This window comes from Paenibacillus sp. S150 (assembly GCF_019352175.1).
Taxonomy (GTDB): domain Bacteria; phylum Bacillota; class Bacilli; order Paenibacillales; family Paenibacillaceae; genus Paenibacillus_AQ.
Genome location: NZ_JACBYI010000013.1, coordinates 83,907 through 108,232 on the forward strand (window position 1 = coordinate 83,907; position 24,326 = coordinate 108,232).

The 24,326-nt window shown below is 53.5% G+C and carries 21 protein-coding genes and 1 pseudogene; 19 read left to right on the forward strand and 3 right to left on the reverse strand.

The window, feature by feature from the left end; translation table 11 throughout:
• The first annotated feature begins 119 nt into the window (after positions 1-119).
• The 5 genes and pseudogenes from HYD27_RS14200 (at position 120) to HYD27_RS14220 (ending at position 7,351) form a co-directional block, all read left to right on the forward strand.
• Positions 120-1,007 (forward strand): carbohydrate ABC transporter permease, encoded by an 888-nt coding sequence (locus HYD27_RS14200; RefSeq protein WP_228745131.1) that lies wholly within the window; start codon positions 120-122, stop codon positions 1,005-1,007.
• A 2-nt stretch (positions 1,008-1,009) separates the two neighbouring features.
• Positions 1,010-1,876, forward strand: coding sequence for a carbohydrate ABC transporter permease (locus HYD27_RS14205; protein ID WP_219216145.1), 867 nt, complete (start codon positions 1,010-1,012; stop codon positions 1,874-1,876).
• A gap of 74 nt (positions 1,877-1,950) precedes the next feature.
• Positions 1,951-3,030, forward strand: coding sequence for a peptidyl-prolyl cis-trans isomerase (locus HYD27_RS14210; protein WP_219216147.1), 1,080 nt, complete (start codon positions 1,951-1,953; stop codon positions 3,028-3,030).
• Between the two features lie 723 nt (positions 3,031-3,753).
• Positions 3,754-5,933, forward strand: a pseudogene (gene gnpA, locus HYD27_RS32685) (1,3-beta-galactosyl-N-acetylhexosamine phosphorylase).
• On the forward strand, positions 5,930-7,351 hold the full coding sequence (locus HYD27_RS14220; RefSeq protein WP_219216149.1) for an alpha-L-fucosidase: 1,422 nt from the start codon (positions 5,930-5,932) through the stop codon (positions 7,349-7,351). The pseudogene gnpA and the gene HYD27_RS14220 overlap by 4 nt, the downstream one beginning before the upstream one ends.
• Before the next feature lie 86 nt (positions 7,352-7,437).
• Here HYD27_RS14220 and HYD27_RS14225 read toward each other — a convergent pair whose 3' ends face one another.
• Positions 7,438-7,593, reverse strand: coding sequence for a hypothetical protein (locus HYD27_RS14225; RefSeq protein ID WP_219216151.1), 156 nt, complete (start codon positions 7,591-7,593; stop codon positions 7,438-7,440).
• A gap of 148 nt (positions 7,594-7,741) precedes the next feature.
• On the opposite strand from HYD27_RS14225, the gene HYD27_RS14230 reads away from it, so the two are divergent.
• The 8 genes from HYD27_RS14230 to HYD27_RS14265 all read left to right on the forward strand — a co-directional run bounded on the left by HYD27_RS14230 (position 7,742) and on the right by HYD27_RS14265 (position 17,018).
• Complete coding sequence (locus tag HYD27_RS14230; protein ID WP_219216153.1) at positions 7,742-7,912, forward strand: nucleoside triphosphate pyrophosphohydrolase family protein; 171 nt, start codon at positions 7,742-7,744, stop codon at positions 7,910-7,912.
• A 91-nt stretch (positions 7,913-8,003) separates the two neighbouring features.
• Positions 8,004-9,731 carry a sensor histidine kinase gene (locus tag HYD27_RS14235; protein WP_219216155.1) on the forward strand — a complete coding sequence of 576 codons (1,728 nt, stop codon included), beginning with the start codon at positions 8,004-8,006 and terminating at the stop codon, positions 9,729-9,731.
• A 14-nt stretch (positions 9,732-9,745) separates the two neighbouring features.
• Positions 9,746-11,365: a helix-turn-helix domain-containing protein gene (locus HYD27_RS14240; protein ID WP_219216157.1), complete on the forward strand. Its 1,620-nt coding sequence runs from the start codon at positions 9,746-9,748 to the stop codon at positions 11,363-11,365.
• Positions 11,366-11,576: 211 nt separating this feature from the next.
• The gene (locus HYD27_RS14245; protein ID WP_219216159.1) at positions 11,577-13,091 is read left to right on the forward strand and encodes an ABC transporter substrate-binding protein; all 1,515 of its coding nucleotides are present in this window, start codon (positions 11,577-11,579) and stop codon (positions 13,089-13,091) included.
• A 12-nt stretch (positions 13,092-13,103) separates the two neighbouring features.
• Positions 13,104-14,108 carry a Gfo/Idh/MocA family protein gene (locus HYD27_RS14250; protein ID WP_219216161.1) on the forward strand — a complete coding sequence of 335 codons (1,005 nt, stop codon included), beginning with the start codon at positions 13,104-13,106 and terminating at the stop codon, positions 14,106-14,108.
• A 42-nt stretch (positions 14,109-14,150) separates the two neighbouring features.
• Positions 14,151-15,134, forward strand: a complete 984-nt coding sequence (locus HYD27_RS14255; RefSeq protein WP_219216162.1) for a Gfo/Idh/MocA family protein — start codon at positions 14,151-14,153, stop codon at positions 15,132-15,134.
• Between the two features lie 31 nt (positions 15,135-15,165).
• Positions 15,166-16,122: an ABC transporter permease gene (locus HYD27_RS14260; protein WP_228745132.1), complete on the forward strand. Its 957-nt coding sequence runs from the start codon at positions 15,166-15,168 to the stop codon at positions 16,120-16,122.
• Positions 16,123-16,136: 14 nt separating this feature from the next.
• Positions 16,137-17,018, forward strand: a complete 882-nt coding sequence (locus HYD27_RS14265; protein ID WP_219216164.1) for a carbohydrate ABC transporter permease — start codon at positions 16,137-16,139, stop codon at positions 17,016-17,018.
• A 163-nt stretch (positions 17,019-17,181) separates the two neighbouring features.
• Here the strand turns inward: HYD27_RS14265 and HYD27_RS14270 are convergent, their stop codons facing one another.
• A complete protein-coding gene (locus HYD27_RS14270) occupies positions 17,182-17,937 on the reverse strand; it encodes an AraC family transcriptional regulator (RefSeq protein ID WP_219216166.1) in 756 nt (251 codons plus the stop codon).
• Between the two features lie 178 nt (positions 17,938-18,115).
• Here HYD27_RS14270 and HYD27_RS14275 point away from each other — a divergent pair, with 178 nt between their 5' ends.
• From HYD27_RS14275 to HYD27_RS14295, 5 genes are all read left to right on the forward strand, one after another.
• A complete protein-coding gene (locus HYD27_RS14275) occupies positions 18,116-19,477 on the forward strand; it encodes an ABC transporter substrate-binding protein (RefSeq protein WP_219216168.1) in 1,362 nt (453 codons plus the stop codon).
• Positions 19,478-19,570: 93 nt separating this feature from the next.
• A complete protein-coding gene (locus HYD27_RS14280; protein WP_219216169.1) occupies positions 19,571-20,452 on the forward strand; it encodes a carbohydrate ABC transporter permease in 882 nt (293 codons plus the stop codon).
• Positions 20,449-21,282 carry a carbohydrate ABC transporter permease gene (locus HYD27_RS14285; RefSeq protein ID WP_219216171.1) on the forward strand — a complete coding sequence of 278 codons (834 nt, stop codon included), beginning with the start codon at positions 20,449-20,451 and terminating at the stop codon, positions 21,280-21,282. Before HYD27_RS14280 ends, HYD27_RS14285 begins: the two co-directional genes overlap by 4 nt.
• Positions 21,283-21,324: 42 nt before the next feature.
• Positions 21,325-22,272, forward strand: a complete 948-nt coding sequence (locus HYD27_RS14290; protein WP_219216173.1) for a nucleoside hydrolase — start codon at positions 21,325-21,327, stop codon at positions 22,270-22,272.
• 208 nt (positions 22,273-22,480) lie between these two features.
• Positions 22,481-23,533, forward strand: a complete 1,053-nt coding sequence (locus tag HYD27_RS14295) for a hypothetical protein (protein ID WP_219216175.1) — start codon at positions 22,481-22,483, stop codon at positions 23,531-23,533.
• 45 nt (positions 23,534-23,578) lie between these two features.
• On the opposite strand, the gene HYD27_RS32025 is transcribed toward HYD27_RS14295, so the two are convergent.
• The gene (locus HYD27_RS32025; RefSeq protein ID WP_228745145.1) at positions 23,579-23,800 is read right to left on the reverse strand and encodes a hypothetical protein; all 222 of its coding nucleotides are present in this window, start codon (positions 23,798-23,800) and stop codon (positions 23,579-23,581) included.
• 39 nt (positions 23,801-23,839) lie between these two features.
• Between HYD27_RS32025 and HYD27_RS14300 the strand changes: the two genes are divergently transcribed.
• Positions 23,840-24,316, forward strand: coding sequence for a GNAT family N-acetyltransferase (locus HYD27_RS14300; RefSeq protein ID WP_309242069.1), 477 nt, complete (start codon positions 23,840-23,842; stop codon positions 24,314-24,316).
• Positions 24,317-24,326: the final 10 nt, after the last annotated feature.

The following is a 24,326-nucleotide window of genomic DNA, read 5'->3' on the forward strand; positions in this document are numbered from 1 at the left end:
TCATATGGAGGAATGGCGTTCAAAACTATAATAAGAGCATCCAGAAGAAAGGGGCTGCAACATCACATGACTCGAGCAAAGAGATTGTTCAGCGCTGAAGCAGCGTCAGGGTGCATCACATGATGACAATGAAGACTAGGAGAAGCCTGTTTATTGCTTTATGCCTGCTGCCGGGGCTGGCTCTGTTTTTATTGTTCAAGGTATACCCGACAGTGCAGATTTTTCACAAATCATTTTATTTATGGACCGGGCTCAGCGATAAGCCGAAGTTCATCGGAATGAAGAACTATGCGGATATGTTTCAGGACGATACCTTCCTGCTGTCCCTCAAGAACACCGGGCTGCTGATGCTTGCCGTACCCGTAATCACCTTGCTGATTGCCTTGGTGAATGCCTCCATTCTGACGAAATCCAAGCTGAAGGAGCGCAACCTGTACCGCACGGTCTTTTTCTTCCCGAGTATTTTATCATTCTTAGTTATTGCCATTCTGTGGTCCTTTATTTATCATCCGACCATGGGCTTTCTGAATTCCGGCCTGGAGACGGCCGGTCTCGGCAAATGGGCGCTGCCCTGGCTTGGAGACCAGCGCGTTGTGCTGTGGGCGCTGGCCGTTACATTGATCTGGCAGGCGGCAGGCTATTACATGGTTATCTACATGGCTGGAATTGACGGCATCCCGCCCGATCTGTACGAAGCGGCAGAGCTTGACGGTGCCACGCGGATTCAGCAGTTTTTCCATATCACGATCCCGATGCTCTGGGAGATTATCCGGGTGACGATCATTTTCAGCATTAACGGTGTGCTCAGCATCAGCTTTGTCATTGTATCGGTAATGACTGCGGGCGGACCGGACCACCATTCCGAGGTCGTCATGACATACCTGTATTCCCAGGCCTTCGCGAATTCGAACTTTGGCTATGCGATGGCGATCGGCGTGTTTATTTTCATCATATCCATGGTTCTGGCGCTGGTCAGCAACAGGCTGACGGAAAGGGGAGCACACTGACTATGGCTGCTTCGCAGACTGTTAAACCCCCAAAAAACTATGGCGCTCTTATCGGCACCGCCCTTCTCCGTCTCCTGCTCATTGTCCAGACCGTCGCGGTGGTCTATCCGCTGCTGTGGAACGTGATGGCATCTTTTAAAACCAATGCTGAAATTATGGATAATCCCTGGAAGCTGCCGGGAGGCATTGAATGGGTCAACTATGTGCATGCCTTTACCAGTGCCCGGATCGGGGATTACATGCTGAATTCCGTGCTGGTTGTTGTTCTGTCCATGGCCATATTGCTGATCTCTGCCGTGCCTTCGGCCTATGTGCTGGGAAGAATGCAATTCCGCGGACGGCAGTTTTTCAATAATTTTTATATTGCCGGCCTGTTTATCGGAGGCGTGTACGTTATAGTGCCGCTGTTTATCCTGATGAACAGTCTGCATATGCTGGACAACCGCTTTTGGCTAAGTGCCGTGTATGCGACGGGAAGTCTTCCGTTTTCGATCTTTCTGTTGACCAGCTTTATGAAATCCATCCCTCATGACTATGAGGAAGCGGCAATGATTGACGGCTGCGGCTATTTCAGCACCATGTTCCGCATTATTGTGCCGATGGCCCGGCCCGGAATTATCACCTTGATCGTATTCAGCTTTTTTGACTTCTGGAACGAATATGTCATGGCCATGACCTTCATCAGTGACGATGCCAGGAAAACCATTCCGGTGGGCTTGTCCAATCTGATGCAGATTCAGCAATATGCCACTGACTGGGGCTCCTTGTTCGCCGGCCTGGTGATCGTGCTGGCGCCTACCATTCTGGTCTATGTGCTGCTGCAGAAGAAGCTGACCGCAGGCATGATGCTGGGCGGGGTCAAGGGATAAGCTCTGCCTGAAGCAGGGAATGAATTCCCGGGATTCCCGGGAAGCGGCGGGAGGAAACGGAAAGGGGAGTATTCATGAAAAGGAACATCCGGCGCAGAGCCTTCATTTGGGGTTTGGGTTGTGCCGTTCTTGCAGGATTGATGCATATAGGCTTCGTGAATCTGCCTGCTTCGAATCCGGAGTCCGCCGAAGCGGCGGACTCCGGATCAGGCACAATCATTCTGTATGTGAACGGGGAGCCTGTGACCCGGCAGGAATTTCAATTGTATATGGACAAGGAAAAGGGGGCGGTCACCAACGATTTCAATGTTCAGTACAACGCCGAGGACAAGGAAGGCTACTGGACCGCTGAATTTGGCGGCGAACGGCCCATCGACAGGCTGAAAAGCCGCGCCGCCGAAGAAGCGGCCAAAGGCAAATTGCTGCAGGTTCTTGCGCTGGAGAAGGGGCTGGACTATCCGGCGGCTTTTGGGCAATTAATGAAGGCTTGGGAGCAGAACAACAGGCAGCGTGAGCAGGATATAAGCAATAACAAGGCTGTATACGGATTGGGGCAATACGACCAGAGCCAGTTCTATTTCTATACACTGGGCAATCTGAAGCTTAAACTGGAAGAGCTGCTGGGCACAGCGGAACTTAAGCCAACCGGGGAAGATATTCAGCAGATCTATCAGGCCCATGCCGCGGATTATCAGAACCGCACCCGTCTGCACATTGAGGAGCTGTCCATTCCCTACGCAGGGGAAGCGGACACCGGCGGCGCATTGCAGGCCATTCAAGCTGCCCTTGGGCAGCTGAATCAGGGAGCAGCGTCCGAGCAGGCCGCTCTGAGTCATACGGGCCTCCGCTTGCTTAAGAACACGGCGGTGGCGGACAGCCAGATCAACCCGTTATCCTCGGAGGCGGTGATTATACAAACCGCCCTGCAGCTCGAACCAGGCCGCTGGTCCTCCGTATTGGACATGGGCGGCAGCTATTCCATCGTCAAGCTGGCGGATAAAACCGGGAACTACGCGGTACCCCTAGAGGAAGTGGAAAGCCAATTAAAGGCCGAAGCGCTCAGCCTGAAATTTGCAGACTACCTGGAGCAGCAATACCGCGCGAGCGATGTGAGGCTGGAGCAAGGCAATTATGATGCGATAACAGCTCCTTAATGCGCTGTGCGAGCCGGAGTGCTGGAGTGTGGAGTGCTGGGAGTGTGGAGTGCTGGGAGTGTGGAGTGCTGGAGTGTGGAGTGCTGGGAGTGTGGAGTGCTGGGAGTGTGGAGTGCTGGAGTGTGGAGTGCTGGGAGTGTGGAGTGCTGGGGTGTGGAGTGCTGGGGTGTGGAGTGCTGGGGTGTGGAGTGCTGGGGTGTGGAGTGCTGGAGTGCTGGAGTGCTCATATACGCATCATGCTGTCTGCGCCTGCCTGAGCTGCAGCTTACCTGCCGCAAATGGGGGGCGGCTCCAGACTCCACGCCGCTAAGCTCCAGAGCGGAGTGGAAAAAGTAAAACTAAACAGTGATCTTGGGCTGACAACCGTTCTCTAGTGGGAAAAAGTATACTTAATCCGTACAATTTGAGCTGAATGGGGTGTTTTTTGTTAAATTAAGTATACAAAATCCCACTAAACCTCGCAGAAACGCCGATTTCAGCAGATTAGTGGTACTAATTGCCACTAGCACCGCAGAAAAGTCGGCATCGGACGCATAGACAAGGTTTGGATTTCTACCGTGAAGATCGGTTTCAATTCAAGAATCCAATTCGGGGAAACAGATGCGAATACATCCAGCCCAAAGAATCCATTCATAACAGCGGCCGGAAGTCCAAACATTCCCCGCAGTCACGGCGCAGCCTTTTTCCATTACCATAAGTCATTTATAACAAGGAGAGACACGGATGAACAAGCCCAGAGGAAGAGTAACCCTGCCAAGTGAAGAAGGGTTTGTGCAAGAAACCAAAGAAATGATGCAGCGCTGGGGTGCGGATGCGGTCCGGGACAGCGACGGAACCAAGCTGGATGCTGAAATCAAGTCGCTGGATGCCAAAATCTACACCGCCTATTTTCCGACCCGGGGCCATAATGAGTTCATCGAACAGCATATGGAGGAGTGTCCGCAAATCTACCTGCTGTCGGATTTCACGCTGGCGCGGGCGGATGAGCTTGTGATAGATTTGCTTCAAGCCTATTACAGGGAACAGCTGGATGTGGATTATATCCATGATCCCAAACGGTATTGGCAGGTCTTCGACAGAACCTCCGGGGAGCTTGTGCCGGTGGAGAACTGGCAGGTTCGGGAGCAGGACAACAGGGTAGTCATTCTGCAAGCTGCACCGTGGCATGAATATACCGTCTCTTTTCTGGCCTATATCAAATGGGACCCGGTCCAGATGTACAATCACATCACCAACAGCTGGGGCGACAAGCCGCATGAGATTCCGTTTGATGTGAAACAGCCTCACTCCAACGCTTTTATCTATGATACGATGAAGCAGTGGCTTCAGGATAATCCGGAGGTGGATGTGGTCCGGTTCACTACGTTCTTCTATCAGTTCAGCCTGGTGTTCAACCAGTATGGCAAAGAGAAATTTGTGGACTGGTTCGGCTATGGGGCAAGCGTCTCCGTGGCGATGATTGAGGATTTCCGCAAGACGAAGGGCTATGCCTTGACCGCAGAGGATTTTGTGGACCAGGGCTATTACAATTCCTCCTTCAGGGTGCCGGCCAATTCTTATTTGGAATACGTGGATTTTGTCTCTGCCTTTGTTTCAGTCGAGACGAAAAGGCTGGTGGATCTCGTGCACCAGAGCGGCAAAGAGGCGATTATGTTCCTGGGAGACCAATGGATCGGCGTGGAGCCTTACGGCCCTTATTTCGAATCCGCCGGCCTGGATGCCGTTGTCGGCAGTGTGGGAGATGGCACAACCCTCAGGATGATTTCCGATATTCCCCATGTAAAATATACCGAAGGGCGGTTTCTGCCCTACTTTTTCCCGGATGTATTCTATGATGGGAATGATCCGGCCGTGGAAGCCAGAAACAATTGGATCACCGCGCGCCGGGCGATTCTCCGCAAGCCGATTGACCGGATGGGCTATGGCGGCTATCTGAGCCTGGCTTATCAATTCCCGTCCTTTGTGGATTACGTGGAAAAATCACGGATGAGTTCAGGGATATTCATGGGCATATCCTTAAGACCAGGCCCTATTCAGGCTTAAAAGTAGCCGTGCTGAACTGCTGGGGAGCCCTGCGGACCTGGCAGGCGTTCACGGTAGCGCACAGCCTGTATTCCAAGCGGGCTTACTCCTATTATGGAATCCTCGAATCGCTGAGCGGAATGAGCGTCGATGTGCAGTTTATCAGCTTCGGGGATGTTCTGGGCAGGGGAATCGATCCTTCGATTGATGTGATCATTAATGCGGGCGATGCCCGCACGGCGTTCTCCGGCGGCGAGATCTGGAAGAACGCCCGCCTGATCGAGCTGCTCCGGGAGTGGGTCTATGGCGGCGGCGGTTTGATCGGGGTGGGTGAGCCTTCAGCCGTGCCGCATCACGGACGGTTCTTTCAATTGGCCGATTGCTTCGGGGTGGACAAGGAGCTGGGCTTCAGCCTGTCCACGGACAAGTATTTCAGCAAGCTGACCGAAGGGCATTTTATCACGGACGGCATTACGGAATTCAACTTTGGCGAGAGCATGAAGAACGTGTATGCGCTGCATGACCAGGTGAGCATTCTGGAGTATTCCAATGATGAAATCCATTTGGCCGCCAATCAGGCGGGCGAAGGCCGGACGGTATACATCGCGGGCCTGCCTTATACCCCGCAGAACAGCAGACTGCTGATGAGAAGCCTGTATTATGCCGCCGGCAAGGAAGCGGATTTGCAGAAATGGTATGCGGAGAATCCGGCTTGCGAGGTTCACGCCTATCCTGAGAACGGCACATATGCCATCGTCAACAATTCGCATGAGCCGCAATTCACCATCGTCTGCGACGGAGAGGGCAACACCTCGTCGGTGCAGCTTGAAGCGGGCGGCATTTTGTGGAGAGAAATCCGGCAAGGAGGAACGTTCAGATGAACCAGGCAGAAATTTTTAATGTGAGGCCTTCCGGCAGACAGCTGCAGTGGCAGAAGCTGGAGTTTTACGGGTTTATTCATTTCGGCATCAATACGATGCTGGGCGTGGAGTGGGGCGCAGGGCATGGGGATATCAGCCGGTTCAACCCGGAGGAACTGGATGCCGCAGAATGGGTCGAGGTGCTGAAAAATGCAGGAATGAAGGCGGTCATCCTGACCTGCAAGCACCATGACGGCTTTTGTCTCTGGCCGAGCCGGTATTCCGCGCATACGGTGGCCCATTCGCCGTGGCGGGGCGGCCAAGGGGATCTGGTCAAGGAGGTGTCGGAGGCATGCCGGGAGCAGGGGATGGTATTTGGCGTATACCTTTCTCCATGGGACCGCACCGAGCAAACCTATGGTGAAGGCAAGGCCTACGATGATTTCTATGTGAACCAGCTGACCGAGCTGCTGACGAATTACGGCGGGATCGGCTGCGTGTGGCTGGACGGCGCAAACGGTGAAGGCCCCGGCGGCAAAAAACAGTATTATGACTGGGACCGTTACTATGCTGCGATCCGCAGGCTTCAGCCGGGGTGTGTGATCAGTGTCTGCGGCCCGGATATCCGCTGGGTGGGCAACGAAGCCGGGCATACCCGGCAAGAAGAATGGAGCGTTGTTCCCAAGCTTCTCCAGAATGCGGAAAAAATTGCGGAGAAGTCCCAGCAGGCGGATGACGGCGGGTTCTCGCGTTCTCTGAATTCGATGGATGAGGATCTGGGAAGCCGTGCTGCCTTGGCTGCTTATGAAGGCGGGGAGTGGGTATGGTACCCGGCGGAGGTCAACACCTCCATCCGTCCCGGCTGGTTCTATCATAAGGAAGAAGACGGGCAGGTGCGAAGCGGCAGTGAGCTGTTTCAGATTTACCTGAACGCCGTAGGAGGCAATGCAACCTTTCTGCTCAATATCCCCCCGAATCCAAGGGGAGTGATTGCCGAAGCGGACCGGAAAGCGCTGGTGGATCTGGGCCATAGAATTGCTCAACTGGAGGATGCCTCGCTAATGCAGGCGGCTGCCGTGACCGCATCCAGCGCCGGAGATTCAGCAGCACGGCTCGCGGAGGATGAAGACGGTCTCTGCTGGAAGCCTGACGAGGAGGATAAGGCGCCATGGGTCGAGATCGAATTCCCGGAAGCCCTTGCCCTCGATACTGTCATTCTGCAGGAACAGATCTTGGAGGGCCAGCGGGTAGAAGCGTTCGAGCTTTGGAGCGAAACCCGGCAGGAGTGGAGCAAGGCGGCCGAGGGAACGGTTATCGGCTATAAAAAAATCCTCCGGCTGCCGCAAACGCGCGCAGACCGCTTGAAAATTGTGTTCAAGCAGTTCCGCGGCTTTCCGACCCTGGCCCATATCCGGGTTGTGAATACAGCGGAAATATAACCTGATCATATCAGCAAAGGCCCAAACACCCGCAGCCCTCCCTATCGCATTATCGAACTCAAAATCATTTTGCAGTGTCTTCATGGTCAGTCTTCCAAATCAGCCCGCAGCTTTTCGATCTGCCCGTTGCCTTCCGCAATCAGACTGCTGTCAGAGAATGTGCTCAAGTAGGCCTCCACATCATGTGCATTGGACGCGTGAATGTAGCCTGAAACAACCTTTGGCAATAATGCTTCACTCATAATTACACTCCTTTATCTAAACGTTCTCATCCGTAATCCCTGAACCGAGCCTGTTTCTTAACGCGTCCAGCTGGGACAGCAATCTTGCCCGCACAGGCTCAGGACTTATTCCTTCCAGGAGGGGGCCGGGCTTATAGGCCGGCTGACGATGTCGCAGCAAGGGCGCTGGCTGGCTCAGGGAGATACCCTGTCCGAACTGGAACACAAGCTTGGAGAATGCGTATGGTGGCTTATTATTCTGGCGGAGCGGATGGATGTGGATCTTGCGTCGGCACTGGGGAACTTCCTGACAGAAACCGGGACAAGGCTTGGGGAGTAACAAAATAAAGCAATAATACAATTGCCGGTTGCCAATCCTGCGGATAGTGTCTATACTCATTTCTAATCATAGGCAGCAGGAGGGTACTGGCATGAGAGGACTGGACAGAGCCTTTTTCCAATCGATCCGCTTTAAATTATTATCAGGCATTCTGCTGATTACCGTTCCTTTAATCGGCCTGTTGATCAGCAATAACATTTATGCCATTGGCGTTGTCCATAATCAGGTGATGCAGTCTAATATCAATATGATGAGCCTGTACATGGGGCAAATCGATGCCAGTCTGAATGAAGTCGATTCATATCTATATGCGCTTGCCGCTACGGATACCGATCTGCTTCCGCTGGACAAGCCTGAGGCTCTGAATCCTGACGAATATAATATGGCCAAGATTGCCCTGCGCAATAAAATCGCAAACGACATCACTTCCTATCCCTCCATTGACTCCTTTATTATCTATTCTCCTGTGAACAACGATATGATCATGACCGAAAATATGAATCTCTCCTATGAGTACCGGCGGAATCTGGCTGCCGGTATTCAGGAGTGGCTGGGCGGGAAGGCCGCCGGCCGGCTCTATTCCACTGGCCAGTGGGAACCCCGCAGGATCGGGGACGAGTATTTCCTGTTTCATAGTGTGGCGGCAGGAAATGTGCGGGTGCTCGGCTGGGTGAATGTCCGCAAAATCATGGTCCCGCTCAAGCTGATTCAGCTGGGGGCAGACGGCAGGTCCATTCTGATGGACCCGAAGAATAACTCCGCGATGAACGAACAGGATTTCATAAGCCGGCACAGGATTAATCTGATGTCGGATGCCCCGACCGGAGCGGACGGCAAATATTTGATAGCAAGGGCACAATCGCAGCGGGGGGCGTTCAGCCTGGCGGCTGTGATTCCGGAGAACGCCATTTTGGAGGGACTGCCCTATTTTAAAAATATTATTGCCGCTATCTGTATTGGCTCCCTGATACTGATTCCTTTCAGTCTGCTCTCCTTCCGGCGGATGATTCTCAGCCCTGTGCAGCGGATTATGCAGGCAATGAAGCAGGTCAAGCACGGGCACTGGGACACCCGGATCGAGCAATTTTCCTCCTCTGCAGAGTTCGAGATGATGCATGAAATGTTCAATACGATGATTGGAACAATCGAGGAGCTGAAGATTAATGTGTATGAGGAAAAAATCAGCAAGCAGACCGCGGAGCTGATGCATCTGCAGCTGCAGATCAATCCCCACTTTTTTATGAACACGCTGAACATCATTTATAACTCCGCGCAGATCCGGAACTTTCCGGTCATCCAGGAAATGTCGCTGGCTCTGGTTCAGTATTTCCGTTATATGCTCTATCAGGGGGACAAGATGAAGGTTCCTTTGCGTGGAGAAATTGAGCAGATTTACAGCTATCTGCGGATTCAGGAGATGCGTTACGGGGAGAGCCTGACCTATGAGGTCAAGATAGCGGATGAATTATTGCCCTGCCTTGTGCCTCCGCTGCTCATTCAGAGCTTTGTGGAGAATACAATCAAGCATACCCTGACTCTGGATGAGCCGGTCCATCTGGAGCTGGACATCTCCCTGACCGGTCCGGAGCAGCAGAGGCTTGCCATCCATATCAAAGATACCGGACAAGGATTTCCGGATGAAATCCTGGACAGGCTGGCGCTGCAGGAGGATTTGCGCAGCGGAAGCAATGAGCATCTGGGCATCTGGAATGCGCGGCACCGTCTGCAGCTCTTGTACGGGGGCGAGGGGGAGATTGCTTTTGCCAACGGAGAGGAATGGGGAGCCGATATCCGTATTGTGCTGCCCCGGACGGAATAGAATGGAGGGACATCATGTATCAGCTCCTGATTGTTGATGATGAAGCATTTACAGGCAAGGTCATTGCAGAAGGGATTTCCTGGGGAGCACTGGGTATAACCACTGTTCACCTGTCCACCAATATCCGTATGGCCAAAGAGGTGATCCGGCAGCACCGGATTGATCTGATGATTTGCGATATTGAAATGCCCCAGGGCAGCGGACTTGAATTAATGGAGTGGGTAAAGGAGCAGGCCCCTGCGGTTGTCTGCATCTTTCTGACCTGTCATGCGGATTTCAGCTATGCCCAGAAGGCGGTTCAGCTCGGCAGCTTCGAATATCTGCTTAAGCCCATTGAGTTTCCAGAACTGGAGAAGGCTGCCGCCAGGGCGGTGGCGCTGGTATCGCGGGAGCGGGAGAAGCAGTCGGACCATAAGAGGTTCCTGGAGGTGCAGGAGCTGTGGTCCTCGCAAAAGCCGGCGTTCATCGAGCATTTCTGGCGGGATTTGCTGACGGGAATGATCTCTTCCGATCCGCAGCTGTTACGTGAATATATGGCCAAAGGAGATATCTCCTATCCGGAAGAGGCCGGGCTTCTGCCCGTGCTGATCCGGTTCCAGGGCCGGTCCAAGGCAATTGAACGGGATGACGGGATGCCTGCAGATGCTCCGGTGCAGAGTGTGATGAGGGAGCTGCTTCATGAATACGGCATATCCGGGCGGCTTGTGCAGACCGGCCGGGAGGTATGGGTCCTAATTGCCGAGTATCCGCGGGGAAATCAGCCTGACCCCGGAAATATGCAGAGCCTCCTGCAGGAGTTCGTCGCACGCTCCAGCCAAGGCTTGAACTGCGAGCTGTGCTGTTATGCGGGAGAAGCCGCATCCGTTCACGAAATGGCCGGCAGATATAATGAGCTGCTGTTGATGGATGCCGACAATATCCGGCTGAAGAACCGGGTGCTCATGCAAGCCCAGTGGCGGACTCTGCCGGCCAGTCATTCCGATATACCCGGCCCGCCGATGCAGCTGTGGATGGAGCTGCTGAAGCAGAACTCGGACAAGGCGCTGCAGCTGGAGCTGGGGACCTACCTGAAGGCCTTGGAGCCGGATGAGCGTGTGAATGCCAAATGGCTGCGGGAGTTCCATCAGAACTTTCTGCAGATTGTCTACCATGTGCTTCATTTGAACGGGCTTCAGGCCCACCGGATCTTCGAGGAGCAGCCCGAGACCTCACAGCAGGCCACTCGTTCTCTTCATCAACTGCTCCATTGGGCGCAGGTCCTGGTGCAGGAGGCAGTAAGACATGCGCGGGATGTGGAGAAAACCGGAACGGTGGTCGATAAGACGAAAGCCTATATCCTGAACAATATCGCCGAGAATGAGCTGTCCCGCGAGCAAATCGCCGCCAATGTCTACCTCAATCCGGATTATCTGACAAGGATTTTCAAGAAAGAAACGGGAATGACGCTTTCCGATTTTGTGGTTAAAGAACGGATGGAGCGGGCCAAGGAGCTGCTGCTGAAGACATCCAAGCCAATTAACAGCATCGCCAGCTCGATCGGGTATTCCAATTTCTCGCATTTTTCCCGCATCTTCAAAAAAACGACCGGTCTGACCCCGCATGAATTCCGCCATAAGGAGCTGCGGGGGAATTAGTACCGCTTTTGTTGACAGCCTCTCCGCAGGTTTGGGAGGTTTGTCAACCATTGAGCGGTACTTTATTTCGTCCGCATACCTCTTCCAAACCTGGTTGTGTCAATAATACTTACATGTCGGATTACGCACAGGCATTGGTCGGTATTTGGGTAGCCCGGAATGCTTGGAATTCAGTATGATAAGACTATTCCAAGGGGAGGTAATGTGACATATGAAAAAAAGAAACACGGTTTTGACGTTACTGGTTTGCCTGTCTATGCTAATGACGCTGCTGACTGCGTGCTCCGGCAAGGAAGCCGCCACGGGTCAAACCCCGTCCGGCTCCGCCTCAGAGGATGAATTATACGAAATTACAATGGCTTATCCGGGAAGTGACCCGGGGGATGTTGCTCTTGTCCAGGAGGAGATCAACAAGCTGATCCGGGACAGGATCGGGGCAACCGTCAAGCTGCTGCCGATCAGCTTCGGCGCCTGGCAGCAGCAGCTTAATCTGATGCTGTCCGCGAATGAGAAGCTGGATATCATGACAGTGCTGGGCAGTGAATACGGCACGCGGGCGGCGAAGGGGCAGCTGGTCGCGCTGGACGATCTGCTGGCGAAGAGCGGGCAGGACATTCTGAAGGCAGTCGATCCGTCTTACATGAACGCAGTCAAGATCGACGGCAAAACCTATGCCGTACCTTCTATCCGTGATTTTGCCGCCGGTCCGGGCATGCTGATGAGGAAGGATCTGGTGGATAAATACAAGATTGATACCGGCAGCATCAAGTCCTACGAGGACCTGACCCCGATATTCCAGACAATCAAGGAGAATGAGCCCGGGGTTACACCGCTGGTTCCCCTCGGCGGAGGAAGCACCACACTGACTATTACGGATCTGATGGACACCAGCGACTTCGATACGCTGGATGACTCGGTTGGCGTGCTTCCGGACCTCGACAACGGCTTCAAGGTGGTTAATCTGTTCGAGAATCCGAAATATCAGGAACGGCTCAATCTGGTGAGACAGTGGTATCTAGACGGTTATATCTCCAAGGATGCGGCAACCACAAGCGACAGTGCCGAGACCCTGATGGGAGCGGGCAAAGCCTTTGCTTATTTCTGCCGGATCAAGCCGGGTATCGAGGCGCAGGAGGCGGTGTTGACCGGACATGAGCTGGTCGCTGTCTCCTTCGCCGAACCGGTAACCCAAACGAGCAATATTACCATCCTGATGCAGGGCATCGCGCAGAATTCCAAGAATCCGCAAAAAGCGATGGAATTCCTCAACCTGCTCTACTCGGACAGCGATTTGCTCAACCTGCTGGACTACGGAATTGAGAACAAGCATTATGTCAAAACCTCGGATACCATGATCGGTTACCCGGAAGGGGTGACTGCAGCTACCAGCAGATACACCAATTCGGCAATCCTCTTCGGCAATCAATATATTTCCTACGTGTTCGAAGGCAACGAGCCGGATATCTGGAGCAAGCTTGCGGAGTTCAACGGCAGCGCCAAGCAGTCGAAGGCTCTCGGATTCACCTTCAATGTGGAGCCGGTAAAGACGGAATCGGCTGCCGTACAGAACGTGATCAACCAGTTCAAGGGCGGACTGGAGACGGGAACCCTCGATCCGGCGGAAATACTGCCGAAATTTCTGGACAAGCTGAAGGCGGCCGGGATTGACACCATCATCGCCGAGAAGCAGAAGCAGCTGGATGCCTGGGCACAGAACAAACAATAGGAGGATTCAACCATGAAGCATATTGTATTAATTGGCTGCGGAGCGATGGGCGGAGCACATCTGTATTCCTATCTGGGGATGCCCGGAGTAAAGGTTGCCGGAATCGTCGATCTGAATCCGGAGAAGGCGGAGCAGTTCGCCCTGCAGGCTGAAGCGCAGGCCTTCACGACACTGGAGGAGGCACTCAGGACACTGGAGCAGGTCGACGTCGTGGATGTGTGTGTGCCCACCTACCTGCATAAGGAGTACGTGCTGGCTGCGGCGCGGCATCACAAGCATGTGATCTGCGAGAAGCCGCTGGCCGGCAATCTGGAGGATGCGGCAGAGATGATCGAGTACTGCAAGTCCCGGCAGGTGCGGCTGTTCGTCGGGCATGTCCTGCGCTTCTTCCCGGAATATGAGAAGGTGAAGGAGCAGCTGGACAGCGGGTCCATCGGGGAGGCGGGGGTTGTCCGGATGAGCCGGGTAGGGTCGATGCCTGCCGGATTCGAGGACTGGTACAGTGATATCAAGCTCAGCGGCGGCGTAGTCATGGACTTATCCATTCATGACATCGACTTCCTGCGCTGGTGCTTCGGAGAGGTGGAGCGCGTCTATGCCAAGAGCCTGCAGGGACGCAGCGGCAACCGGCTGAACCTGGGCTATGGGCTGGTCACACTGCGCTTCAGGAACGGGGTGATTGCCCATGCCGAAAGCTCGTGGGCGCATGAAGAGTTCTCGTCCAAGCTGGAATTCGCCGGAGCGGGAGGAATGATTGAGTATGACAGCAGCAGGGATAAGCCCTTGTCATTGACGCGCCGCAGATCGCAGGAGGCGCCGGCCGGTGTGGCTGTTCCGGTTAGCACTGTCGAACCGAATCCTTACGCCCGGGAGCTGCAGCATTTCCTCGAATGTGTGGACACGGGAGCGGAGGCAAGAGTGACGGCGGAGGATGGCTATAAGGCGCTGGAGATCGTGCTGGCAGCGATCCGGTCTATGGAAACCGGCGATCCGGTTTCACTTAACAACGACAATTAAAGATAGGATACCGGGGAACCGGAAGAAAGAGAGGGTTCAATTATGAGAATCGGCATTATCAGTCTTGCCCATATGCATGCTGTAGGATATATCATGGTGCTCCTCGGCATGGAGAACGTGGAGGTCGCCGGCATTGCCGACGAGGATGAAGCGCGGGGAAGGAAATGGGCCGGACAATTCGGACTGCCCTACTTCCGCACAACGGAGGAACTGCTCCGCCGGGAATTGGACGCCGTCATCGTCACCTCGGAGAATTCGAAGCACCACGGGCATGTCCTTGCCGCAGCCCGCGCAGGCAAGCATGTCTTATGCGAGAAGCCGCTTGCGACGAACCTGGAGGATGCGCAGGAAATGATTGATGTATGCCGGGAGAACGGGGTGTTTCTCGGCACGGCCTTCCCGGTCCGCTTCAGCACGCCCGTCGCCGCTGCCAAGCAGGTGATTGACAATGGGCAAATCGGCAATATTCTGGCCATTAAGGGGACGAACCACGGGTTCATTCCGGAGGGCTGGTTCACAGAGCCGGCGCTGTCAGGAGGCGGTGCGGTTATGGATCATACGGTGCATCTGGTCGATCTGATGCGCTGGATCATGGGCACGGAGGTCAGTGAGGTCTATGCAGAGCATGACAGCCGATTCTCCGATAACCCGATCGATGATTGCGGCATCGCCACTCTGGAATTTCAGAACGGTGTGTTCGCCACGATTGATTTCAGCTGGTCCCGCACGAAGATCTATCCGGTCTGGGGGGATGTTACCATGGAGATTATCGGCACGGAGGGCATTCTGCATGTGGACGCATTCGGCCAGAAGATCGAAGTATTCAGCGAAGCGAATGGCGTGAGATGGGATTATTGGGGCGACAACATGGATGCCGGCCTGCTGCAGAATTTCGTGGAGAGTATTCGTGAAGGCCTTGAGCCGCTGGTTACCGGACTTGACGGTCTGCGCGCGACGGAGGCCGCGCTGGCTGCGTACCGGTCCTTTGAACAGAAGAAGACGGTTGTGCTGAGGGCGGGCAATTGAACCGGGCCAGCCTCTGAAGGGGGGATTTGAGATGGCACAATACGCAGCGGCCGTCCCTGCAGCCAGATCTAGGAACAGACGGAGCAAGAATTTCAAACGTTACGGTCTGCTGGGTGTAATGATGCTGCCGGGACTCCTGTATTTTCTGGTCAACAACTACCTGCCGATGTTCGGACTGATTATAGCGTTCAAGGATATCAACTTCTCACAAGGCTTCCTGGCCGGGGATTGGGTCGGGCTGAAGAATTTCGCATACCTGTTCAAAACAACGGACGCCTTCATCATCACCCGCAACACGATTCTGTACAACGGGGCGTTCATTGTCATCAATACAGCGGCGGCCATTCTGGTGGCGATTTTGCTGAATGAAATCAAGAACAAGCTGTTTATGCGCTTTTATCAGAGCGTCGTCCTGATTCCGTATCTGATTTCCACCATCATCATCAGCTATCTGGTGTTCGCCATGCTCAGCACGGAGACGGGCTTCATCAACAATACGGTTCTGCCGCTGTTCCACAGGGAGGGCATCTCCTGGTACAATGAGGCGGGATACTGGCCGCTGATTCTGACGGTTGTGAACACGTGGAAAAGCGCGGGCTTCCTGTGCGTGGTCTATCTGGCCTCGATCATCGGAATTGATCCCGAGTATTACGAGGCGGCTACGATTGACGGAGCCTCGAAATTCCAGCAGATCCGCGCCATTACGCTGCCGCTGATCCTGCCTACGATTATTGTGATGACCCTGCTGGCCGTCGGGCGGATCTTCTATTCCGACTTTGGCCTGTTCTATCAGGTCCCGATGAATTCGGGGGCGCTCTATGATACAACGAATGTCATCGACACCTATGTCTACCGCGGACTCATTCAGCTTGGGGATATCGGCATGTCATCGGCGGCGGGCTTGTACCAGTCTCTGGTCGGTCTGATCCTGGTCCTGCTGTCCAATTATACAGTTCGGAGAATCAGCCGCGAGAATTCACTGTTCTAAGGAGGCGAGGGAGAATGCATAGAGAAAACCGGGGCTGGCAATGGCTGTCCCATATCATCATGGTTGTGATTTCAATGGCATGTTTGTTTCCGTTCGCACTTCTGGTGATGGCTTCTTTTACCGACGAACAGGAGATTATACGCGATGGCTATTCCTTTTTTCCCGGCCGCTTCAGTGTGGATGCATATCTATATCTGGGCAATAAAATAGGTGAAATCGCGCATGCCTACGGGATTACGCTGCTTATTACCGTAGTCGGCACTGTGGTTGGGGTAGCAGTCACAGCCATGCTGGCCTACCCGCTGTCGAAGCCGGATATGCCTTACCGGAACCTGGCCGCTTTTCTGATTTTCTTCACCCTGCTGTTCAACGGCGGACTGGTTCCCACCTATCTGATCTACACCCAGGTGCTGGGGATCAAGAATACAATCTGGGCGCTGATCGTTCCCGGACTGCTCGCTAACGGCTTCAACGTCCTGCTGATGCGCTCTTACTTCAGCACCGCCATTCCCGCGGCGGTGATTGAATCGGCGAATATCGACGGGGCCGGAGAATTCCGCACCTTCCATTCCATCGTTATTCCGCTCTCAACACCCATTCTGGCAACCGTCGGGCTGTTCCAGCTTGTGCTCTACTGGAATGACTGGTTCAACGGCATGGTCTATATCACCGACAGCAGATTCTACAGTCTGCAGAATTTGCTGAACCGGATATTGACCGACATTCAGTTTCTGACCTCCAGCAATGTGCGCTCCAGTGTCTCTGCAGGCCCGATGCCCAGTGAAACGGTCCGGATGGCTATAGCGGTGATCGGGGTGGTTCCGCTGCTGGCTGCTTATCCGTTTTTCCAGCGCTTTTTCGTCAAAGGGCTGGTTGTGGGAGCTGTGAAGGGATAGTCCGAAGAGATGGGACTGAACAGCATTATTCCGCAAGGGTGCAGTTAATGGAAGCTTCAGACGACAGGCCTCTCCGCCGGAAAAAGGCGGGGAGGCCTGTCGTGTATAGATTGAATGGCCTCCACAAACGATAACCCGGAAGAAGAGGAGCATTGCCGCCTGCTCACCCGCCGGGCTGCCGTCTGAATTTCAGCGGGGTGAGTCCGGTTTCGCGTTTGAAAATCGTGCAGAACTGGGAGTCCTTCACGAACCCGGATTTTTCGGCGACTTCAGAAATGGGCAGATGGGTCTGCAGCAGGAGCGTCTTTGCATACTCCAGCCTTTTGCGCTGCAGATACTGCTGGGGCGAGACATCGGCCGTTTCCTTGAACAGATGCCTGAAGCGGTCATAGCTGTAGCCGGACATTTTGGCCAGGGTATCCACCGTCAGATGCTGCCGGAAGTGCTCGTCCATGAAATTAATTACATATTTAAGCCGCCCGCCGCTCAGGCGCATGGGTTTGTTCAAGCGGGCCAGCCGCTGGATTTGGGTGGTCAATTCCCGGACGAGGAGATTCAGCATATCGAAGAACCCTTCCTGCTGCTCGGTGAATTCATGCTCCATGCGCAGCATAAGCTGGCGGATCGTATGCTTCTCGTCATCCTCGAACAGCTTGTTCAGATGCTGGATAGCGGAATCATTCTCGCAATGAAAGCCGATGAACAGAAGCTCGGACTCGGTGTCGTGCTGCTCATCATGCAGAACCCGGGGAGACATGACAGCAAAGGTGCCGGGCTTGATGGAATAACTGGATGAGCCAATATTGGTAATTCCGCTGCCGCTGAAATAATAGACAAGCTCATAGCATTCATGCTGATGCAGCTGAATATAGGTGTTTTTGGGATGCTTCGTATGGAAAAGAAACAGCAGACGATCCATTTTTACCCTCCATTTTGTACAGGTTAGCCGAATCATTAAAAAAAATGACCGAATTAGGGTGATGTAAAATACAGATTATTGGTACTATCCTATCAGTTGGTATGTTAAACCGCAATGGAAAAACAGTCCTGCGTTAGACAATCTGACATGAATACAAACATAGAGGAGTGGTCTACTGATGATTGGAAAGAAAAAAGTTTGGCTCATGTCAATTGTACTCAGCTTAACAGCTGTCCTTGGAGCATGCTCCAACAACTACACAGCCTCCAATACGGGAGCGGCCGGGGAAGCCTCAACGGCGCCCGCCGGAGAAACCAAGACACTAACCATTATGGCCGAGACAAGCTCCCATGCGGATGCGTTCAAGAGCATTATTCCGGACTTTGAGGAGAAATACGCTGTGAAGGTCAATGTGGTTGAGCTGCCGTATGACCAGTATCACCAGCAGCTGACGCTGAAGTTCACCTCCGGCTCCGCCGGCTTTGATCTGGCTTATGTCCCGATCGGCTGGGTTCCCGAGCTTCAGGTGCCGAATTATATCGTTCCCGTAGCGGCCGATGAAGCGAAGCTCGGCGGGCTGGAGCTGGACGACTTCCCGGGGATCGAAAATGCCTATTTCGGCGAGAATAAGGAATTGTACTTTGTGCCTTATATGAATGAAACACAGGGAATATTGTACCGGACCGATCTGTTCGGCGATGAACAGGAGAAGGCGGCCTTCAAAGCCAAATACGGCTATGACCTGGCCCCTCCGAAGACCATTGCGCAGTATAAGGAAATTGCCGAATTCTTCAACCGTCCGGATGAAAACTTAAGCGGTGTAACCCTGATGGGTGAAAAAAGCATCCTGCTCGGCTTCGCCTTCTATAACCGCCTGTTCAATTACGGCGGTGATCTGTACGATGCCGATTATAAACAGCAGTTCAACAATGAAGCCGGAGTGAAGGCGCTGAATGATCTGAAGGAGCTGTTCCAATATACCTCGGCAGCCTCCAAGCAGTACGGCTGGTCGGATGCGTCCGGGGAATTCCTGCAGGGACGCAGCGCGATGGCCGAAATGGCAACAACGATTGCCCAGGTGGCACAGGACCCCGATCAATCGAAGGTAGCCGGTAAAGTCGGCTTCGCGGCCATTCCGGGAGTGGATGAGAACACAAGTGACGTTAAACGCTTCTATCTGCCGTATGGCTTTGTCGTTGCCGGTTCCTCGGAGCTGAAGGAAGAGGCCTTTGATTGGATCGAATTTGCCACCAGCCAGGAAATGATGGAAAAAGCGGCTCCGGTCGGCAACATTCCGGCCCGGACCTCCGCCCTGACCGGAACGCTTGCTGCGGAGTACAGCTTCTATGCGCCCCATGCGGACATTATGAATTCGTTCCGTCTGGAGCCGCTGCCGCTGATTCCGGAAGGCGCAACGATTACCGGAGATATTCTGCCAAGCGCCGTGTCCAGATTCCTCAACGGCGAGCAGCCGGCTGAAGAGGCGCTTGACCAGGCCGCAGCGGAGTATGAGGATCTGATGAGCTCAAGAGGTTATTAGGCCGGCAGACGAAAGCGCCTGTCAGTCTGCACTGGAGAAGGAAGCCCCCCTTCCTTCTCCATAAATTTTACAGGGTAAGGCGGTTTTGCCGATATGCTCTCCAAAACGCGTGAGAAATGGGGGTTTGTGCTGCCCGGTGTCCTGATTATCGTGGTCGTGCTGCTGATTCCGATTGCCGCAGCGCTGGGATTGAGCTTTTTTTCATATCCGCTGCAGCGTCCCGATCTGGGGATACGGTTCACCGGACTGGACAACTTCACGAAATTGCTGTCAGACCATAATTTTCTGAACTCGCTTGGCAAAAGCGCTCTGTTCACGGCGGGAGCCGTGGCAGCCGAGCTTGTGCTCGGCATGGTGCTTGCCCTGCTGCTTAACGGGCAGGTGTGGGGCAAGACCTTTTTCAAGGTATCGTTTATGATTCCGATGATGATGGTTCCCGTTGTTGTGGGGGTAGCCTGGCGGTTGTTCCTGCTGCCGGATTTTACTCCGCTCGGGCCGATCCTTGAATTCTTCCATATTCCCTTTGACACGTCCAGGCTGCTGACAGAGCCGGGCTGGGCCATGTTCTCCGTCATCCTTGCCGATGTCTGGCAGTGGACGCCGTTTGTCATGCTGCTGATCCTGGCGGGTCTCCAGGGCATCTCCCATGAAATCTATGAAGCGGCCCAGATGGACGGTGCCTCGAAATGGCGGGAATTCTGGCGGATGACGCTGCCCCTTGTGCTTCCCGGCGTACTGTCGGTAGGCATTCTGCGGGCCATGGATGCGATGCGCACCTTCGATCTGGTCTATATTCTGACCAGCGGCGGGCCGGGTACGGCAACGGAAATGGTGTCCATTTACAACTACAAAATCGCCTTCAGCCGCTATGACATGGGATATGCGTCCACCGTATCAACAGGCGTTATGCTGGTGCTCGGGATTGTGATCTTCGGGCTGCTTACTCTTGTGAACCGGGGAGGGAAGACCCGATGAAATCCAGACGGATACGGAAGAACCTGTCCACCGGACTGAAGACTGCTGTGCTGTGCGCGTTCTTTATCTTTTTCATGCTGCCGATTATTTGGGTTGTGCTGACCTCGGTCAAGCGTCCCGTTGACCAGATGGCGATTCCGCCGGTATGGATTCCGGAGCATCCGGTGTTCAGCAGCTATGTCCAGCTGTTCCAGCATCCCGACTTCATGACCAGCCTGATCAACAGTCTGCTGATTTCCGGGACCGCCACGCTGATCACCGTCATTTTTGGCGCCTTGGCCGCCTACGGCATTGAACGCTTCCGCATCGGCGGGACGCTGCTGCCGAACCTGCTGCTGCTGACAAGAATGATCCCGCCGGTGGTTGTCATTGTGCCGGTTTTTCTGGTGGCGTACCGTGCGCATGTGCTGGATACGCATATCCTGATTATCGCGGCCTATTCGGCACTCAATATGGCGCTGGTGATCTGGCTGCTCCGGTCCTTCTTCGCTGCGCTCCCTGCGGATATGGAGGAAGCTGCCATGATCGACGGCTGTTCCCGCCTGACGACCTTCTGGCGAATTGTGCTGCCGGTCGTCATGCCCGGAATTGCGGCAACCGCGCTGATCTGTTTTATTTTCTGCTGGAATGAATTTTTATTTGCGGTAACCCTGACCGGACAGGCGACCAAAACGATGCCGGTGCTGACCAGCACCTTTGTCAGCCAAAAAGGCCTGGACCGCGGACTCATGTCTGCCAGCGGGGTGATTTCCAGTCTTCCCGTCATTCTCCTGACCGTCTTCTTCCAGCGCTATCTGGTGAGCGGACTTACGCAGGGAAGCGTGAAATAGCCCCGGCTGTCTGGGCAGCAACCACCTGAGAGGATGAATGAATTGAAAAAAGTCATTATCGATTGTGATCCGGGAATGGATGATTCCCTTGCCCTTATCCTTGCCATCAAATCCGGTGCGCTGTCGGTTGAAGCGGTTACGGCGGTTGCCGGCAACTATCCGGTGGATATTACCAGCACGAATGCGCTGAAGGTCATGGAGCTTCTGAAGCGTACGGATATTCCGGTGGCGAAGGGGATGGCGAGGCCGCTCGTCCGCGAGCTTCCGTCAGATCCGTTCTCGCATGGATCGGACGGGCAGGCCGAGGTTCATCTGCCGGAGCCTGTAACTCCGCTGCATCCAGGCCACGCGGCCGATTTAATTGTGGAGACGGTAAAAAAGAACCCGGGCGGCATCCATATTATCGCCCTTGCCCCTTTGACGAATATTGCCCTGGCGATGATGAAGGCCCCGGAGATTATTCCCATGATCTCCGGCATAACGGCAATAGCAGGCTCATACGGCCTTAATAAATATTCAACGGCCAATGCTACCGGAGACAATCCGCAGAGTGAATGGAACGTATATGTAGACCCCGAGGCTGCGGATTTCGTCTTCAAATCAGGGGCTCCGCTGCAGGCGATCGGCCTCGACGTGTCCACTCACTTTGATGTGAATTTTACCGGGGAGGAGCTGCAGGAGCTGGAGGCATCGGACCGGCCGGAAGCGGCTGTACTGCATCAGATGATTAAGTTTGTGCTTGGGCGCGGCTTTGAATCGTATTGTGTCCTCATTGACTCCATGGCCGTTGCGGCCGTCATCGATCCCACGCTGATCCGTTATCTGACCGCCAAGGTGGGGATTGAGACCAAGGGCCAGCTGACCCTGGGCATGACCGTCATGGATACCCGCCATCATCATGCCTGGACGGATCTCCCGGACATCCATGTCGCTTATCAGGCCGACTACCGGCAGTTTTTGCGGCTGGTTATGGATGCGGTGCTGTTGTAAGTAAAGGAAAGGACTGTCCCAAAGCCATGAAATGGCGACTTGGGATGGTCCTTATTTTTGACCAGGATATACGGGAGCGTTTAGTGAGGACGCTGTGCCAACGGACCGTTGTTCAATCTGTCTATAAATATACCAATTAATTGAAATTAAATACTATTTATGGTAATATAATAAATGGTTTTTTAGAAAAAATTAGGGAGGGAATGCAATGAAGACAGGCAAGTGGTTGTTGGGTCTGCTGTTGGCGGGATGTCTCGCAACGGCCGGCCCGGTCAGTGCATTGGCGGCGCAGGTTTCTTCGGGAAGCGAGGAGCCGGGGGTAAGCAGCGCTCAAGTGCAAGTCTCTGAGGCGGCAAGTGCCAAAATTCACAAAGAAGACATAGTGACGATTTCGGGGAAAGAGTCTGTCGCTGGGGCAGATGTATTGAAACAGGGGACTGCCGGTAAGCTTGCGCTTGACAGTACGGGGGATGCTTTTGAAAATAACAACGGCCCTACACTAGCCACGACTACTCAATTTAACAAGGTTACAAGAGCAACTATTCACGAGGATGTGGACAGTGACTGGTACAAATTCACTGTTACACCATCGGATATCAGTAATAACAGGGTCTATTCTTTTATCTTAACCAACATTCCGGGTCTTTGTGACTATGATATGTATCTTGCTACTTATAACAATTCTGAGCTTGGAGTCGTTTACTATGATTTAAAGGATAATGCTTTATCCGAGGCGTTCTATCTTACTTTCTTAACCGCAGGTGACTATTATGTCGTGATTCAAGGCAAGGATGGACACAGCGATACCAATTTCAGCGACACTCCATATGCGCTGTACTTCGGCGATTACTATAGAACCGGCTCATTTCCATCGGCGGATACCGGATTATCCATCAATTTCGGGAACGTACCTGTTGGCAATACAACACCCGTGTACCGGGGGTACTATGCCTATGATCTGACCAATAATACCGCGATACCAGATGGGGCTATTGTCGATCATTTTTATTTGTCGGCTGACGGTAACGGGGCATATTGGATCGGTTTTATGAAAATGCTTTTGGCGGCAGGGCAAAATGTATCCTTTACCCAATATGGGGGAATTCCCCTGATGGATACAGGCAATTCAACGTTATATGTGAAGCAGTTATGGGGAATCGGCGGTTATTTGATTGCCAGCACCAATTTTGTATGGCAGCCGAAAGTACAAATCACTTATACCTATCCGCTTGTGCTCAGCAACCTGCATTATTTGTTCTAAGCCTATACAGTAAGCATAATCAAGAAGGGTCCCCTGCCTGATTCATCAGGCAGGGGACCCTTCTTGTTGCGGCATGGCAGAGCCGGAGCCGTTGGCGCTGATGCTTCCGTCATTCGCCAGGATGCTCAGCGCTTTTTTGTCCGCCGCCGTTACCTTGGCATTCAGTGCTTCGATGGAGGCGGGGACATTGTCCAGTTCGGCGGAAACTTCGGTTTCCTTGCCGGAAATCTGCCCGAGAACAGCAGCATTCTCTTCATAGGATTCCATATACCCGCCTTTATTTGTATAGTAGTTAATATAATAGCGATCAGGCGAAGTGGCTTCGGCTTAACCGACTTTACTCCGGCGCAAACCGAAAAGGCTTTTGAGAACAGCGCGGTGAATGTTTTTGTACTGGACGGGAACAATATTATCGGGTGTGGAAGAGCCTTGTCGGACGGGGTTTCGCAGGCGGCGGTTTATAATATTGCCGTTGACGAAGCTTATCATCACCAGGGTCTCGGAAAAAAGGTCACCGCCCTGATCCTGGAGGAGACGGCTGACTGCAATGCCGTTTTATATACTCATCCCGATACGGTCTCCTGGTATGAGGAGCAAGGCTTCAGAAGGATGAAGACAGGACTTGCGCTGTATCACCCTGACCGGATCTCGGAATGGGCTTTATCTAACCGCTTAAACCCAAGAATCTGCCGCCGCATCGGTCGGGTTCTTGGGTTTTGTGCCATTAAAACGGATTCATTTCCTGCGATGGATATATTAGTTTCAACCGCATTGGGACAATGATTTTTTGTTT